Here is a 15,446-nt window from a genome sequence, read left to right as displayed (position 1 = left end):
CGTCCAGTGGTGTCATACAATTTATTTATGCCTCAAGAGATCGTCACTAAACCATTTCCCGTAGCAGGCGTTGTATTCGCATGGGCTATTACAGAGTCTGGCAAAGGTTTCGAGATACCTTTGTTTGAAATTACTCATGCTTTAGGTAACCCAGAAATTTCAGTGTGGTTACATTTGAATCTCTCAAATTCTCAAATTCAGCGTTGGCTTGTAGATACTCCATTCATACCAGAGCGCGTGGTGGAGATGATCCAAGAGGGAGTCAATCTCAGTCGACTTGAGCGAATTGAAAAGCTGAATGATTGCCTATTGATGGTGATGAATGACTTTCAACAGGAATTTGGCGAGGAGGGCGGAGATGCCGGATTGGGCACCCTATGGGCTATTGTGACCCCCAGGCTAATGATTTCCTTGAGAAATAACCCATTAAGAACCACCGATACGTTGCGCGCTGATTTGAGAAATGGACAGCTAAATCCTGCATCCATTATCGAGTTATTTCATGAATTGCTTGATCTACGTGCAGAACATCTGCGTTCCTTATTGGTGCATCTATCCGAGAATATGGATGCGCTAGAGGAAAATCTTCTCAGAGGTAAAGATTTTCCTGAGCACGAAAATCTAGGCAGGATACGGATTCAATGTAGTCGTTTGAGAAGGCATTTTTCCCCTGAATTAGTGGCTCTTCATAGGCTCGTCAAGAGACCTCCTTATTGGTTTGGAGACGAGGACAAAAATCGTCTTGTGGATGATTTAGATCTACTTTCCTACTTGGCGCAAGAAATCTCAAGTCTTTATGATCGGGCAAAAGTTCTGCAAGATGAACAAGCCGCTCATGTGGCCGAATTTAATGCCAAGAACTTGCAGATTTTGTCTGTAATGACAGTCATTTTTTTACCAATGACTCTGCTTACTGGAATTATGGGCATGAATATGGAAGATCTTCCGGGCTTAAGAGGATCTTTTTATGAGGTAATGACGCTCATGTCAATTGCTGGTGCTTCCGTCTATGGAGCTTTGAAAGTTAAAAGAATCATTTGAACAGACTTATAAATAATAAGTAAGTTATTGATTTATAAGGAAAATATTTATATTTATTGGACTGTCATCAAATAGTCACAGACCAAAAGTATCGTCTTCTTATCGCAATCGTGCGTTTTCTACGTTTTAAGGACCGAGTACATGAAAACTTTCTTGAAAAAAGCTCTAGTGATTGGCGCAATTTCTCTTGCTCCAGCTGCATTTGCAGTGGACATGACGGGTGCAGGCGCTACCTTCCCGTATCCAATTTATGCAAAGTGGGCAGAAGCTTTTAAAGCAAAGACCGGTTCAAACTTGAATTATCAATCCATCGGTTCTTCAGGTGGTATTAAGCAAATTAAAGCCAAAACAGTCGATTTTGGTGCGACTGATAATCCAGTGAAATTTGAAGATTTGGAAAAAGACGGATTAGTCCAGTTTCCAGCAATTATCGGTGGGGTAGTGCCAGTGATTAACGTTGATGGAGTAAAGCCTGGTGAAATCAAGCTAGATGGCCCAACTCTTGCTGATATTTTCCAAGGGGTTATCTCTGACTGGGGTGACAAACGTATCGCCATCATGAATCCAGGCGTAAAGATTCCATCAGGCCCAATCACAGTTGTGACCCGTGCTGATGGGTCAGGTACTACAGCAATCTTTACAGACTACTTAGCAAAAACAAGTACTCTATTTAAAGATTCAGTTGGATCTGGTGCAAACGTCAAATGGCCTGCTGCTTCTACAGTTGGCGGCAAAGGTAATGAGGGTGTAGCGGCCAACGTAACTCGAGTGAAAAACTCTATTGGTTATGTTGAGTATGCGTATGCCAAGAAAAACAAAATGACTTTTATCTCTTTGAAAAATAAAGATGGTAACTATGTAGCGCCGGATGATGCTACATTTGCAGCTGCTGCAGCCGGTACAGACTGGGCTCAAATTCCTGGTATGGGAACATTTATTACGAATGCCCCAGGTGCTAAATCCTGGCCAATTACTGGTGCTTCATTTATCTTGATCTACAAGAATCCAGAGAACAAGGCGAATGTCGCAGAAGTCATTAAGTTCTTTGATTTTGCCTTTAAGGATGGCAAGAAAATGGCAGAAGAGTTGGATTACGTTCCAATGCCTGATAAAACGACAGAATTTATTCGTAAGAATGTATTTACGAAGATTATTACTAAATAAGGTTTGACAACATTCTGTTCGAACATACATTAATGAGCAGCTCCGCATAATTGTGGAGCTGTTTCAATATTAATAAGTCTAAATAAATGGATATTACACAGTCTCATTCAGCACCTACTCCGCAGGCTCTGAGGATAGCTAAATTACAGCGCATTCAAGACTTCTTATTCCATGGTGTTACGCAATTTTTTGCGCTATCCGTTCTCATTGCCTTGGTTGGCATTCTGATCTCATTGGTGATCAATGCTTGGCCCGCTCTTCATACATTTGGGCCTGGATTCTTCTTTTCGCAAGAGTGGGATGTAGTTAATGGTGAATTTGGTGGCCTGATTGCAATTTACGGCACTATTGTTACTTCAATTATTGCCTTGCTGATAGCTGTTCCATTAAGTTTCGGTATTGCAGTATTTCTAACTGAGCTGTGCCCGGGACCATTGCGTAGGCCTTTGGGTACCGCTGTAGAGTTACTAGCTGCCGTCCCATCCATTATTTACGGTATGTTTGGTTTGTTTATATTTGCACCTTTGTTTGCTGAATATATTCAACCTTTTTTAGCTGCAACCTTAGGTCAAATCCCTGGGCTAGGCATCTTATTTTCTGGTGCATTTAATGGCATTGGTATTTTGTGCGCCGGATTGATTTTGGCGATGATGATTTTGCCCTTTATTGCCTCAGTGATGCGAGATGTTTTTGAAATCGTCCCACCCGTTCTTAAAGAATCAGCCTATGGAATTGGCTGTACTACTTGGGAAGTGGTGAAGAATGTTGTTCTTCCATACACCAAAGCGGGTGTTATCGGTGGTGTTATGTTGGGTCTAGGCAGAGCGCTAGGCGAAACAATGGCCGTGACCTTTGTAATTGGTAATGCTCATCGCTTATCTGCTTCTTTATTCTCGCCAGGCACATCAATAGCTTCTACTCTAGCTAATGAATTTGGTGAAGCCGAAGCTGGCAATCATCTTTCATCCTTATTTGCGCTTGGCTTAGCGCTGTTCATTATTACCTTCGTAGTTCTAGCTTTGGCTAAGTTGATGCTAAACAATATGGAGAAAAAGCAGGGGTTAAAGACATGAACAATACCTCTAACATTGATCAAGCTATCTTTGCCAAAAGGAAGCGGGCTAACAAAATTGGTTTAACTCTCTCAATGGGTGCAATGCTCATTGGGATGATATTTTTATTTTGGATTTTGAGTGTGCTTCTTTTTAAAGGATTGTCAGCAATTGATCTCAGTTTATTTACTCACAGCACGCCTGCACCAGGCTCTGATGGCGGCGGTCTTGCGAATGCAATCGTAGGAAGCCTATTACTTGTAGGGACATGCACTTTAATTAGCACTCCAATTGGTGTTTTGGCTGGTCTGTACTTATCTGAATATGGTGATCGTAGTCGCGTGGCCTCAGTTACACGTTTTGTAACAGACATTATGTTGTCGGCCCCTTCAATTGTGATTGGTTTGTTTGTTTATGCATTTGTGGTTGCTCAGGTTAAGCATTTTTCAGGATGGGCGGGTACGATTGCTTTAGCTCTTATTGCCATTCCTGTAGTGGTGCGTACAACAGAAAATATGTTGCGCTTAGTGCCTGGTAGTTTGCGTGAAGCTGCTTATGCCTTAGGCACCCCAAAATGGAAAGTTGCTTTTATGATTACTTTAAGAGCAGCGCAAAGTGGGGTGATGACGGGGGTTTTGCTAGCATTAGCGCGCGTCAGTGGTGAGACGGCGCCTCTTCTCTTTACAGCATTAAACAATCAATTCTTCTCAACGAATATGAATGCGCCAATGGCTAACTTGCCAGTGGTGATTTTCCAATTTGCAATGAGTCCCTACGATAACTGGGTTGAACTCGCATGGGGCGGAGCGTTACTCATCACATTTGCTGTATTAGGCCTGAATATATTGGCGCGGGTAGTGTTCCGTGAGAAGGTGCAAGGATGATGAGTAATATGAAAACAATGTTTGACTTAAACAAGGTTGATAGTCAAGGGGGTAGAGTGGACGCAACAAATCAACATTCAGCACAAGCTGCAGTCAATGCACTTGAAGTAAGAAATCTTAATTTTTTCTATGGCGCCTTTCAAGGTCTAAAGAATATTAACTTGGATATCGAGCAGGGCAAAGTAACGGCTTTTATTGGTCCATCAGGCTGCGGAAAGTCCACTCTCCTCAGAACGCTCAATCGGATGTATGACTTATATCCAGGCCAACGTGCTGAGGGTGAGATCAATTTCTATGGTCAAAATATCTTAGCTCCCGGTCAAGATTTAAATTTACTGCGCTCCCGAATTGGTATGGTTTTTCAAAAGCCAACACCATTTCCGATGTCTATTTATGAAAATATTGCCTTTGGCGTCCGTTTATATGAAAAGCTATCCCGTTCTGAGATGGATGAGCGTGTTGAATGGGCGTTGAATAAAGCCGCATTATGGACTGAAGCAAAAGATAAATTGAACCAAAGCGGACTTTCCTTATCTGGTGGCCAACAACAACGTTTGTGCATTGCACGCGGAGTTGCCGTTAAACCATCTGTAATCCTATTGGATGAGCCTACGTCTGCATTGGATCCTATTTCAACTGGCAAGATTGAAGAATTGATCAATGAACTCAAACACGAGTACACCATTGCCATCGTTACTCATAACATGCAACAAGCGGCTCGTGTATCGGATTACACTGCTTATATGTATCTTGGAAGTTTGGTTGAGTACGGAAAGACGGATGAAATCTTTATTAAGCCTAAGCGCAAAGAAACAGAAGACTATATTACCGGCCGCTTTGGTTGATTGGAGACATTAAATGCCAGATAAACATCTTTCATCACAATTTGATGCTGATTTAAATTCACTCTCAAGTCGCTTGCTAGAGATGGGCGGCTTAGTTGAATCACAAATTTCTACTGCAATGCGAGCTTTCACTTCAATGGATATTGAGACCTGCAATATCGTCATTGAGAATGAAAAGCTTGTAAATGATCTTGAAATTCAAATTGATCTTGCCTGTACTGAACTAATCGCCAGACGACAGCCAACTGCTAGAGATCTAAGGTTAGTGATGGCTGTTTCAAAGGCCATTACAAATCTAGAGCGTGCTGGAGATGAGGCTGAGCGTGTAGCAAAACGAACTAAACGCATTATTGAATCCAATACTCCGTACAAGATTAATGTTGCAGAAATTCGTTTATCAGGTCAAATGGCTATTAATTTATTACGCCGTAGCTTAGATGCATTTGCAAGGTTGGATACTACTGCTGCAGCAGAGGTTGTTGCAGAGGATCGTCAAATTGATGAAGAATTCAGGGGTTTTGTACGCAAACTCATCTCATATATGTCGGAAGATCCCCATACTATTAGCACCGGTCTCGATATGTTGACCATTGCAAAGGCTATCGAGCGCATTGGGGATCACGCAAAAAATATTGCTGAGTTTATTATATACATTGCTAAAGGTTCCGATGTTAGACATATTCCGCACGACGAATTAGTGCGCGAAGCAAATAAATAAAAAGATACATTCCAACCAATGACTCACCGCATACTGATAGTTGAAGATGAGCCATCGATTGCTGAGCTGATTGCTATTAATCTGACTCATGCTGGCTACGAGGTAGAAAAAGCATTGCAAACCGACCTGGCATTAAGCATGATGAAGGTTCGTTTGCCTGATCTATTAATACTAGATTGGATGTTGCCTGGAAAATCTGGTGTGCAATTTGCTAAGGAATTGCGGGCTAATGAACGAACTAAATCGTTGCCTATTTTGATGCTGACAGCTAAGAGTGAAGAGTCAGATAAAGTCCTTGGGCTTGACTCAGGAGCTGACGACTATGTTACTAAGCCATTTTCACCAAAAGAATTGGTTGCAAGGGTTAGGGCAATACTGCGTCGTCAAGCACCTGTTGAAGATACCGGCCCACTGGCTGTAGGCCCATTAAAATTAGATTCCAGCTCACATCGGGTTTTAGCCGTCTGGCCTAATTTAGAGCCAAGACCAATTTCATTGGGTCCAACTGAATTTAGACTCCTACAGTACTTTATGGCAAATCCTGAGAGAGTCCATTCACGCACAAGCCTATTGGATAATGTTTGGGGGAATGAAGTCTATATTGAAGAGCGTACAGTGGATGTACACATTAAGCGCTTAAGGCAGGCCTTGGCTCCTTTTGACTGTGATCGCTTCATTGAGACTGTTCGCGGTAGCGGATATCGAATCACCAAGACCCCAACTGAAACCTAAGCACCTGTTTTTATAATTTCCTATATTTTTTGGGCAATTCTAAAGATGCACTAATATTGCCTCATGATTTCAGCTTTAACTCGCTTTTTATTTATAGTCTGCCTAGCCTTTATTGCGGCATTTATAACGCTTGCTAACTTGGGTGATAAATGGGCAATTGGCATAGGAATTCTGATCCTATCAATCCCTTTGGTGTACTCCTACATCAATCTAGCTAGGTTGAGAAAATATGTGCTCAACGACTCTGTGGAAAAAATGCCCTTACCAAGTGGATTTTGGGAAGAGGTTTTCTTTAGATTGCAGCGTTTAGTTCGAAATCTCAAACAAAAAATTAGAACGATAGAGCAGCAGCATGATCACTTTATTGAAGCTTTTCAGGCGTCGCCAAATGGCATAGTGATGCTAGATGAGGGGGATCACATTGAATGGTGCAATAGTATTGCGGAGCGTTTTTTTGGGCTTAGCTTTAAGCGCGATGTCATGCAGCGCATTAATTTCTTAATACGTCGCCCAGAATTCATTCAATACCTCCAGAAACGCAACTTTGATGATCCTTTATTGTTAGAAAGAATGGGGCCAGATAGCTCCTTAAGTCTCATGTTGCAAGCCTTTCCATTCGGACGCAATAGACATTTAGTTCTTATTCAGGATGTCACAGATCTGCAAAAGGCTGATGCTATGCGTCGGGATTTCGTGGCAAATGTATCGCATGAAATGCGTACCCCCATTACAGTGCTCATGGGTTTTTTAGAAACTGTGCAGTCTCTTGATCTAAAAAAGGAGCAGCAAGATCAATATTTTGAGATGATGATGTCTCAGGCTCAACGTATGAAAAGCTTAGTCGAAGACTTGCTGATGCTTGCTAATCTTGAAGCTAATTCCTTGCCTGCCACAAATGCAACTGTCAAGATGGAGACGCTGATGGCGCTTCTCAAAAATGATGCTCAAGCACTTTCACAAGGCAAACACGCTTTAAATTTCAATACAAATTCATCAATGAATCTTTTAGGTGATGAACGGGAAGTTCTCTCAGCTTTTGGTAATTTGGTATCTAATGCAATTCGATATACACCTGACATTGGGTCAATTAATATTGCATGGAATGTGAACGCCGATGGCCAGGGTGAGTTTTCGGTAACGGATACTGGGCCTGGAATCGCTGCCGAACATTTACCGCGATTGACTGAGCGTTTTTATAGAATTGACAGAAGTCGATCACGCGATACAGGTGGTACTGGCCTTGGATTGGCAATTGTTAAACATATCGCCAATCGTCATCAAGCCCAGTTAGTAATTGAAAGTACTCCAGGCAGGGGAAGCAAATTCACCCTGCGTTTTCCAAAAGAGCGGGTTAGCGCCTAGGACTCAATCCTTTTTCTTTTTCTTTTTCTTTTTAGATTCTTTAGGCAACTTTTCAGCTTTGCCGTTTGCATACAGACACCAAACTTTAATTTCCTCGAAAAGCTCGGTTAAATCATCGTGTGGTAGATTTTTTAAGTCAGCAAGACCAATGGATCCGGTTTCTTGCAGCTGCTTCACTGCGTCTTCGTATTGATATTTGCTCATATTTCTAACATGTTGATTGTCGGATGGTCAATCCTATCAAAGTAATATGACAAAACTCGATTTTTATCATTTTTATGTTGTTTTAGTCTGGATCACCCGAAATTTCAGATGCTCTTTTGACACCCCTGAAATGGGAGACAAGCCTCTCAAGAGGGCCTCCAACAAAAAGGGCAAATAAGATTGCCGCTAATGATAGGGCTCCTAGGGCAAATTGCCCGGCACCAAAAGATGCACCAATAAGGGCGCAAGCCCAAACGCTAGCTGCGGTTGTGAGTCCATGTATCTTGTCCGAGCGTTGTTCCCTGATGATGACACCTGCACCCAAAAAGCCTAAGCCAGTGATTAAACCCTGTAGTACTCTGCTAACAGACTGTGCGTCGTCCTTAACAAAATCACTAATAAGCATCACTGCGGTAGCGGATCCTATGGCCACTAAAGAATGCGTCCGAATCCCCGCTGATTTATGGTGTAGCCAGCGATTTAGACCTAAGATAGCCCCCACCAAAAGAGCTAGAAATAATCTGAGAGCGATTAAGGCGTAGAGATTCATCTCCGGCATGAAAAATCCTTTATTTGTCTGAACATCATCAGTAGTGTCAGTTTATAGAATTAACTTCTTTTCGTCACGATGTAGACTCCCTGCGCAAGCCTACGCCAAATGTGAAAAAGATCTGGTTTGGAAGCAAAAAATCAATTGCTTAATAAAACTGCCATATACAAGCACTAGGATCTTCATATTCCATAGATAAAAGGCAAAACGATGAAGACGGATTTAAAACAATATCTCTCTAATGTATTCAGAGCTGGGGTGAGTACCCATAATAAAACAAGCACACAGGAGGTGATCTCGCCATCAGAAGCCCAGGCTCGACAAATAAGCAGAGAGCGCTTCATAACCGAAAATAAGTACTCATTGCGTCTTGACGAGATTGCGTGATTTATACAACCTAAAACGATGATGCGCCCATACAATATTCTCTTTCTGTGCACAGGTAATTCAGCTCGCTCTATTCTTGGTGAGGCGCTAGCTACCACTCTAAGTCATGGACGCTTCATAGGCTACTCTGCCGGCTCAACACCAAAAGGTGAAATTCATCCTATCGTTCAAAGAATGGTTAAGGAAATGGGTTATCCGCTCGCTACTCTCCGAAGTAAAAGCTGGGATGAGTTTGGTAGAGAAGGGGCGCCTCATATGGATTTCATTATTACTGTGTGCGATAGTGCAGCAGGCGAGGAATGCCCATACTGGCCTGGACATCCTGCGACAGCACATTGGGGCTTCCCTGATCCTGCTGCAGTGGCTGGTTCTGAGCAGGAAATTCTGGAAGCCTTTAAAAGAGTTGAAATGGGTTTACGCAATCGCATTGAGTTGTTAATTGATCTACCAATCAACACCTTAGATCACATACAAATTAAAGAGGAGCTTCATCTAATTCATAGTCAAACTGATTGAAGTAAATCGAAGTTTCTGCATATCGCAGTAATATGAAGCATTAGATACCAATTCGTGTTCACCTAATGTCTACTACAACCCATCCAAAATTTGCCGTCCTCCATACCGTTGAGTCTTTTAAAGACCCCCGCCCGAGCATTAAAAAACGAATTTCTGATGGCCGGGCACTGCGAAAACAAGTCAGTATTTCAGAGCAGGGAATTTACACACCCCCGAAAAATCGAATTGACCCAGTAACAATATTAGAGAAGCAAGCGAAGTCACGTATTCAGGCACTAATTCCAATTCGCTATACCCGAATGCTGCAATCCCCTTTCGCTTTTTTTCGTGGTGGAGCCGCAATCATGGCGCAAGATTTAGCGAATCAACCTACAACGAATATTACCGTCCAACTCTGTGGTGATATGCATGTTTCTAATTTTGGTTTATTTGGAACAGCAGAACATCGGATGGTGTTTGGAATAAATGATTTTGATGAAACGCTGCCCGGAAGCTGGGAATGGGATCTCAAGCGCTTAGTTTCGAGCGCAGTTGTTGCCTGCGAGAGCATTGGCGGAGACAAAGAACTTTGCAAGAAACTAGTTTTTCGAATTAGTTCTGAATACCAAAAGCGTATTGCCCAATATGCACAAATGCCTTATTTAGAGTTAGCACAGCAATTTATTGGTGAAAGGGATATTCGTAAACACTTTAGCAAAGATCATCAAAAGAAATTGGATGAATATCTCCGTGAAACGAAGGGCCAAGGAAATATCCAGTTTCTTCAGAGTTTGACAACATTGGTAGGCAAGAACCGAAAGATCATTAATAAGCCTCCATTAATTGAACATTTTAAAAAGAAAAATGATGGCGTTTCTCTCTTATCGTTAATCGATAAAGCCTTAATCAATTATTCAAGCACATTATTGGCGGATAGGCAGGCATTATTTGAGCGCTACTCATTGAAAGATTTTGCTCGAAAAGTGGTTGGTGTCGGAAGCGTCGGCACTAATTGCATGGTTCTCTATTTTGAGGGTGATAGCGAAAAGGACCCTTTATTTTTGCAATATAAAGAAGCGCAAGAATCAGTTCTGACGCCATATTTGGGAAAGTCTATATTTAGAGACATGGGAAGAAGGGTAGTAGCGGGTCAAAGATTGCTTCAAGGTGCTCCCGATATATTTTTAAACTACGGTGCAATGCAATACGATATTGATAACACCCAAGGTTTTTATCTCCGTCAGTTGCGTGATATGAAAGGCGGGATTGCAATTGGTACTGGGGGTGTCTCTCTAAAGAATTTCCCGGATTATGCAAAACTGTTTGGGTGGGCTTTGGCCTTGGGGCATGCTCGCTCTGGTGATGCAGCCATGATTGCAGGTTATTGTGGACAATCTGAAGAGTTTAATGAGGCGATGTATGCCTTTGCTCGTTCCTATGCGAAGCAAAATCAGGCTGATTATGAATTCTTTTGCAAAGCTGTAAAGAATAAAAAACTACCGGTGGCAAGTAAAAAAGAAGCTTTTTAGGTACTTAAATATTGTCATCAAGGTGTCATTTGTTTATTAGATAGTTTAGGGTCTATTTTTCTATCCTGAATGTTTTCTGATGGCTAATACTTTTAACAAGCTTGTATTTTCATTAACGCTTATTTTTCCTTTTGCGCTAGTAAATGCTTCGGCAGTGTATCCAATTGACAATGCAAGCATCTTATCTGGCTCGAAGTTTGATATCAAAATTGAGTTTGATAATGTAGTCTCTCAAGATGAGTTAACGGTGGAAATAAATGGCTTGCAGGCAAGTAAATTTGTGACTGTAAAACCTGAATTTATTGTCAATGAAAATGGTAAAGGCAGTTCACTGATTTATCGTGATGTTCAGATCCTAAAGGCGGGAAATTACCAAATTGTTGCGCGAACCCCAAAAGAAAAAATGCAAGTTACATGGGAAGTCTATAGTAGTGGACCGCGCCGCGTTAAAAATGTCATTCTCTTCATAGGGGATGGCATGACGATTGCAAATCGAACAGCTGCTCGCGTCTTATCTAAAGGGATTTTTGAAGGCAAATACCAAGGTAAGCTAGCATTTGACGATATGCCCAACACCGCTCTAATTGGTACCTCTGGATCAGATTCGTTGATTACCGACTCGGCAAATTCGATGAGCGCTTACACCACGGGACATAAAACAGCCGTGAATGCAATGGGTGTTTATGTATCTAGAGCTAACGATAATTTATCTCACCCCAAAGTCGAGACAATTGCAGAGCTGATAAAACGTAATACAAAAATGTCAGTCGGCATTGTGTCGGATGCTGAGCTAGAGGACGCTACCCCCGGTGCGATGGTTTCGCATACGCGACGGAGATCAGATAAGCAATATATCGCAGATCAATTATTGTCTAGTGGAGCAGAAGTCATTCTTGGAGGTGGTTCAGCCTATTTCTACCCTCAATCTTCAAAGGGCTCTAAGCGTAAGGATGAAAATGATCTCGTACAGGAATTTAAACGTAAGGGATATGAATTAGCGTTTACAAAGCAAGAGTTAGCAGCAGCCTCTGAAAACAAAGCAACACGCAGATTATTTGGCGTTTTTCATCCAGATAATATGGATGGGTCTCTTGATCGCTTGTACCTAAAAAAGAACACTGTTCAACAGTATCCAAATCAGCCTGATTTAACTGAAATGACCAAGGCAGCCCTCGATGTTCTATCAAGAAATCAAAATGGTTTTTTCTTAATGGTTGAAGCGGCTCTGATTGACAAATTTAATCATCCATTAGATTGGGAGCGGGCGGCATTCGATACCATCATGTTAAGTAACTCGGTGCAAATCGCTAAGGACTTTGCCAAAACACACCCTGATACTTTAATCATCGTCACACCCGATCATACACATAGCGGCTCCATTAGCGGTGTTGTTCATGATGAAAAGCCAGGACCTCTGCGTGAAAAGGTTGGCGTATACGCGGAAGCTGGATACCCTAATTATCCTAAAGCAGATACACAAGGATATCCAAGTCAGATTGACGTCTCAAAACGACTGGCTTATTTCTATGGAAATTACCCCGACCACTTTGAAACACTTCATCCTAAGCTGGATGGCACCTTCGTTCCAGCGATTAAGGGTACTGACGGTAAATATATTGCCAACCCAAAGTATCAGCAACTGCAAGAAGATGCTATACATATAGGCGGTAATTTACCCTCGACTCAAGAATCAGGGGTGCATACTGCTGATGATGCCCTTTTAAATGCTATGGGTCCAGGTTCCGAAAAATTTAAAGGGTTTATGGATAACACACAGGTATTTAAAATCATGGTCGAATCATTGGGTCTTGGTCAAAATAACCATGGGAAATAAGGATGGAATCCTTAAATAGCGTTAACTTAGTATCCTTAGCTGATACAGCCATTAGTCTCGGAGCAGCTTTTATTCTCGGGGGTTTGATTGGCTTGGAGCGACAATATCGTCAGCGTACTGCGGGATTGCGCACCAATATATTGGTAGCTATTGGTGCTGCAATTTTTGTGGATGCAGGTAATCGTTTAACTGGCCATGAGGGTGCCGTCCATATCATGGCTTATGTGGTGTCCGGTATTGGCTTTTTAGGTGCTGGCGTGATCATGCGTGAAGAAGGTAATGTGCGCGGGATTAATACTGCTGCCACCTTATGGGCCTCAGGTGCAGTGGGTGCATGCGCTGGCGCAGACCTTATCTTGGAAGCTGGCTTAGCTACATTATTTGTATTGGCTGCCAATACATTGTTGCGACCAGTGGTTACATTTATAAATCGACAGCCCCTAGATACTGAATCAGTTGAGGTTACCAACTCCGTATACATCATTACGCCTAAGCATGCTCAAAAATTAGCTTTAAAACAATTTATTCACACCCTAGAAGAGGCTGGATATCAAACACAAGATATCGAAGTTCATCAATTTGGTGCGGATGACGTAGAAATTCAGGCGGTCTTAACCACTTCCGCAGTAGATGGGGATGAGATGGATTTATTAATCGAGAAAATTGCTAATCAAGAGTATGTTAACCAAGCATTCTGGAGTCCCAGTACTACCGATTAACCCATTAAGGCTTGACATATTCTCGTAACAAATGCAGTTCAATATGCGACTTGTGAATATAAATATTGAACAGCGATACTCAAACATTACTTGCCCCCATTGCTTGGCTACTGAAAGTCATCCTATGCCTTTGGGATCCTCTATGCATCTTTATAGATGCGGTTCCTGTAACAATATCTTGAAACCGAAGTCGGGAGATTGCTGCATCTACTGTAGCTTTGGTGACATGGATTGCTCAAGTCCAGAACAAAACCTGGCTGCATAGTAACTTCTTGATGGTGATGGGCTGTATATTCATCAATATGTCATGGATTTTTCATAAAATAGACATATTCGTACAGCTTTTACCCATCAAGGAACATTTTGGCTCATCAACCTGTCGACTTAATGTCTAACTCCGAAGATCTCGTTGCGGCCGTAGATTTGGGCTCTAACAGTTTTCGGATGCTAGTGGCTCAAGCTGTTAATACCCCCTCGGGCACTCAATTACGACCTATTGACACCTTGCGAGAGTCAGTCAGATTGGCTGGCGGTCTCACAGAAAATAAGTTGCTAGGCAATGATGCATATCAACGCGGCTTAGCCGCAATCAGACGCTTTGGTGAGCGTATCAGGGGTTTTGATCCATCCAATGTTAGGGCTGTTGCTACCAATACTTTGCGGGTTGCTAAGAACGCCCAACAATTTGTTGACGATGCTCAAGAGGCTTTAGGTTTTCCGATCGAGGTAATTGCTGGAGTTGAGGAAGCGCGTCTTATTTATATTGGTGCTGCGCATGAAGTTCAAGCAGTGCAGGGTAACCGACTAGTAGTTGATATCGGTGGCGGTTCTACTGAATTTATTATTGGCAAAGGTTATGAACCTAAGCTCATGGAGAGTCTTTATATTGGCTGTGTTTCGCATAGCATGCGATTTTTCCCAAAAGGGAATATTGATGCCCATGCTTTTAAGGAGGCTGAATTAGCCGCTAGACGAGAGATTCAGGTTATCTCAGGGGCTTATCTTAAAAGCGGCTGGAAACAAGCCATAGGCTCGTCAGGAACTGCTAGAGCATTGGCTGAGTTGATAGGCGCAAACGACTTGAATGGGCATGGCGATTCATTAACCATGGGCAGTTTGAATGCCTCTAGCGGTCTGATTACGCGAGACGGGCTGAAGGCGCTAAAAAAGCATTTACTCAAATATGAACATGTAAACCACGTGGAATTAATGGGCCTCAAAGATGATAGACGCTCAGTTTGGCCAGGTGGTTTAGCTATCATGATCGCCGTTTTTGACGAGCTAGGCATTGAAACAATGGAAGTAACGGATGCGGCACTGCGAACAGGAGTTCTCTATGACTTACTTGGCCGCTCACAACACCATGATATGCGTTACGTCACAGTTGAACAATTCATGCAACGATACGCAGTTGATAGAGAGCAGGCTGATCGTGTTGGCAAACTTGCCGCTGATTTTTTGCAACAACTTCCTAAGCCAGAATCAGAAAGTAGGGCTGATAACGTAGCGCTACTTCAGTGGGCGGCTAACTTGCATGAAATTGGATTATCCATTTCGCACAATGGCTATCACAAGCATTCCGCTTATATTGCAGGAAATGCTGATATGCCAGGCTTCTCAAAGAATGATCAAGCACGCCTTGCGGCGCTTCTCATTGGGCACACTGGTAAGCTTGGTAAGCTAGCAAATAACCAAGGCTTTCAGGACTGGAGAATGCTGTTCTGTCTTCGCTTAGCTCAGGTTCTATGCCGCGGAAGAAGTGATACAGATCTACCAAAGGTTAAGGTATCAGAGCATGATGGCTCTTATTTGGTGAGTCTCTCTAAGGAGTGGGCTGCAGAACATCCACTGACGGAATTTAGTCTTCTTAAAGAAGCGGCCGAATGGGAAAGAATTGGCCGCTCTTATCAAGTTAGTCTGAAATAAGCCC

At 42.4% G+C, this 15,446-nt stretch carries 16 protein-coding genes; 14 read left to right on the top strand and 2 right to left on the bottom strand.

Annotated features, from left to right (window positions below; genetic code table 11):
• Nucleotides 1-27: 27 nt before the first annotated feature.
• The 8 genes from FD973_RS05885 to phoR all read left to right on the top strand — a co-directional run bounded on the left by FD973_RS05885 (nucleotide 28) and on the right by phoR (nucleotide 7,798).
• Nucleotides 28-1,041 carry a CorA family divalent cation transporter gene (locus tag FD973_RS05885; protein ID WP_215322411.1) on the top strand — a complete coding sequence of 338 codons (1,014 nt, stop codon included), beginning with the start codon at nucleotides 28-30 and terminating at the stop codon, nucleotides 1,039-1,041.
• A 141-nt stretch (nucleotides 1,042-1,182) separates the two neighbouring features.
• Nucleotides 1,183-2,205 (top strand): phosphate ABC transporter substrate-binding protein PstS, encoded by a 1,023-nt coding sequence (gene pstS, locus FD973_RS05880; RefSeq protein ID WP_215322410.1) that lies wholly within the window; start codon nucleotides 1,183-1,185, stop codon nucleotides 2,203-2,205.
• Nucleotides 2,206-2,291: 86 nt separating this feature from the next.
• Nucleotides 2,292-3,278: a phosphate ABC transporter permease subunit PstC gene (gene pstC, locus FD973_RS05875; RefSeq protein ID WP_215322409.1), complete on the top strand. Its 987-nt coding sequence runs from the start codon at nucleotides 2,292-2,294 to the stop codon at nucleotides 3,276-3,278.
• Nucleotides 3,275-4,141, top strand: a complete 867-nt coding sequence (gene pstA, locus FD973_RS05870; RefSeq protein ID WP_215322408.1) for a phosphate ABC transporter permease PstA — start codon at nucleotides 3,275-3,277, stop codon at nucleotides 4,139-4,141. The genes pstC and pstA overlap by 4 nt, the downstream gene beginning before the upstream one ends.
• An 8-nt stretch (nucleotides 4,142-4,149) precedes the next feature.
• Nucleotides 4,150-4,986 carry a phosphate ABC transporter ATP-binding protein PstB gene (gene pstB / locus FD973_RS05865; RefSeq protein ID WP_251368728.1) on the top strand — a complete coding sequence of 279 codons (837 nt, stop codon included), beginning with the start codon at nucleotides 4,150-4,152 and terminating at the stop codon, nucleotides 4,984-4,986.
• Between the two features lie 13 nt (nucleotides 4,987-4,999).
• Complete coding sequence (gene phoU / locus FD973_RS05860) at nucleotides 5,000-5,704, top strand: phosphate signaling complex protein PhoU (protein ID WP_215322407.1); 705 nt, start codon at nucleotides 5,000-5,002, stop codon at nucleotides 5,702-5,704.
• An 18-nt stretch (nucleotides 5,705-5,722) separates the two neighbouring features.
• Nucleotides 5,723-6,436, top strand: coding sequence for a phosphate regulon transcriptional regulator PhoB (phoB, locus tag FD973_RS05855; RefSeq protein WP_215322406.1), 714 nt, complete (start codon nucleotides 5,723-5,725; stop codon nucleotides 6,434-6,436).
• Nucleotides 6,437-6,499: 63 nt separating this feature from the next.
• Nucleotides 6,500-7,798, top strand: a complete 1,299-nt coding sequence (phoR, locus tag FD973_RS05850) for a phosphate regulon sensor histidine kinase PhoR (RefSeq protein ID WP_215322405.1) — start codon at nucleotides 6,500-6,502, stop codon at nucleotides 7,796-7,798.
• Between the two features lie 3 nt (nucleotides 7,799-7,801).
• Here phoR and FD973_RS05845 read toward each other — a convergent pair whose 3' ends face one another.
• Both FD973_RS05845 and FD973_RS05840 read right to left on the bottom strand, forming a co-directional pair.
• Nucleotides 7,802-8,002, bottom strand: a complete 201-nt coding sequence (locus tag FD973_RS05845) for a hypothetical protein (protein WP_215322404.1) — start codon at nucleotides 8,000-8,002, stop codon at nucleotides 7,802-7,804.
• An 82-nt stretch (nucleotides 8,003-8,084) separates the two neighbouring features.
• Nucleotides 8,085-8,561 (bottom strand): MgtC/SapB family protein, encoded by a 477-nt coding sequence (locus FD973_RS05840; protein WP_215322403.1) that lies wholly within the window; start codon nucleotides 8,559-8,561, stop codon nucleotides 8,085-8,087.
• 396 nt (nucleotides 8,562-8,957) lie between these two features.
• Between FD973_RS05840 and FD973_RS05835 the strand changes: the two genes are divergently transcribed.
• The 6 genes from FD973_RS05835 to FD973_RS05815 all read left to right on the top strand — a co-directional run bounded on the left by FD973_RS05835 (nucleotide 8,958) and on the right by FD973_RS05815 (nucleotide 15,442).
• Nucleotides 8,958-9,455, top strand: coding sequence for an arsenate reductase ArsC (locus FD973_RS05835; RefSeq protein WP_215322402.1), 498 nt, complete (start codon nucleotides 8,958-8,960; stop codon nucleotides 9,453-9,455).
• A gap of 65 nt (nucleotides 9,456-9,520) precedes the next feature.
• Nucleotides 9,521-10,963, top strand: coding sequence for a DUF2252 domain-containing protein (locus tag FD973_RS05830; protein ID WP_215322401.1), 1,443 nt, complete (start codon nucleotides 9,521-9,523; stop codon nucleotides 10,961-10,963).
• Between the two features lie 79 nt (nucleotides 10,964-11,042).
• Nucleotides 11,043-12,797 (top strand): alkaline phosphatase, encoded by a 1,755-nt coding sequence (locus FD973_RS05825; RefSeq protein WP_215322400.1) that lies wholly within the window; start codon nucleotides 11,043-11,045, stop codon nucleotides 12,795-12,797.
• 2 nt (nucleotides 12,798-12,799) lie between these two features.
• Nucleotides 12,800-13,516 carry an MgtC/SapB family protein gene (locus FD973_RS05820; RefSeq protein WP_215322399.1) on the top strand — a complete coding sequence of 239 codons (717 nt, stop codon included), beginning with the start codon at nucleotides 12,800-12,802 and terminating at the stop codon, nucleotides 13,514-13,516.
• A gap of 31 nt (nucleotides 13,517-13,547) precedes the next feature.
• Nucleotides 13,548-13,781 (top strand): GDCCVxC domain-containing (seleno)protein, encoded by a 234-nt coding sequence (locus FD973_RS11110; protein ID WP_371816852.1) that lies wholly within the window; start codon nucleotides 13,548-13,550, stop codon nucleotides 13,779-13,781.
• Nucleotides 13,782-13,903: 122 nt separating this feature from the next.
• The gene (locus FD973_RS05815; RefSeq protein WP_215324733.1) at nucleotides 13,904-15,442 is read left to right on the top strand and encodes a Ppx/GppA phosphatase family protein; all 1,539 of its coding nucleotides are present in this window, start codon (nucleotides 13,904-13,906) and stop codon (nucleotides 15,440-15,442) included.
• The last annotated feature ends 4 nt before the right edge of the window (nucleotides 15,443-15,446 follow it).

The organism is Polynucleobacter sp. MWH-Braz-FAM2G (assembly GCF_018687635.1).
Classification (GTDB): Bacteria; Pseudomonadota; Gammaproteobacteria; order Burkholderiales; family Burkholderiaceae; genus Polynucleobacter.
This window is presented reverse-complemented; position numbering and strand designations above follow the sequence as displayed.

Bases quoted from the DNA above. Each gene is read 5' to 3' on its own strand.
- phoR (WP_215322405.1), top strand. From the start codon at position 6,500: ATGATTTCAGCTTTAACTCGCTTTTTATTTATAGTCTGCCTAGCCTTT.
- FD973_RS05820 (WP_215322399.1), top strand. From the start codon at position 12,800: ATGGAATCCTTAAATAGCGTTAACTTAGTATCCTTAGCTGATACAGCC.
- phoB (WP_215322406.1), top strand. From the start codon at position 5,723: ATGACTCACCGCATACTGATAGTTGAAGATGAGCCATCGATTGCTGAG.
- pstC (WP_215322409.1), top strand. From the start codon at position 2,292: ATGGATATTACACAGTCTCATTCAGCACCTACTCCGCAGGCTCTGAGG.
- FD973_RS05825 (WP_215322400.1), top strand. From the start codon at position 11,043: ATGGCTAATACTTTTAACAAGCTTGTATTTTCATTAACGCTTATTTTT.
- FD973_RS05815 (WP_215324733.1), top strand. From the start codon at position 13,904: ATGTCTAACTCCGAAGATCTCGTTGCGGCCGTAGATTTGGGCTCTAAC.
- pstA (WP_215322408.1), top strand. From the start codon at position 3,275: ATGAACAATACCTCTAACATTGATCAAGCTATCTTTGCCAAAAGGAAG.
- phoU (WP_215322407.1), top strand. From the start codon at position 5,000: ATGCCAGATAAACATCTTTCATCACAATTTGATGCTGATTTAAATTCA.
- pstB (WP_251368728.1), top strand. From the start codon at position 4,150: ATGAAAACAATGTTTGACTTAAACAAGGTTGATAGTCAAGGGGGTAGA.
- pstS (WP_215322410.1), top strand. From the start codon at position 1,183: ATGAAAACTTTCTTGAAAAAAGCTCTAGTGATTGGCGCAATTTCTCTT.
- FD973_RS05840 (WP_215322403.1), bottom strand. From the start codon at position 8,561: ATGCCGGAGATGAATCTCTACGCCTTAATCGCTCTCAGATTATTTCTA.
- FD973_RS05885 (WP_215322411.1), top strand. From the start codon at position 28: ATGCCTCAAGAGATCGTCACTAAACCATTTCCCGTAGCAGGCGTTGTA.
- FD973_RS05835 (WP_215322402.1), top strand. From the start codon at position 8,958: ATGATGCGCCCATACAATATTCTCTTTCTGTGCACAGGTAATTCAGCT.
- FD973_RS05845 (WP_215322404.1), bottom strand. From the start codon at position 8,002: ATGAGCAAATATCAATACGAAGACGCAGTGAAGCAGCTGCAAGAAACC.
- FD973_RS05830 (WP_215322401.1), top strand. From the start codon at position 9,521: ATGTCTACTACAACCCATCCAAAATTTGCCGTCCTCCATACCGTTGAG.
- FD973_RS11110 (WP_371816852.1), top strand. From the start codon at position 13,548: ATGCAGTTCAATATGCGACTTGTGAATATAAATATTGAACAGCGATAC.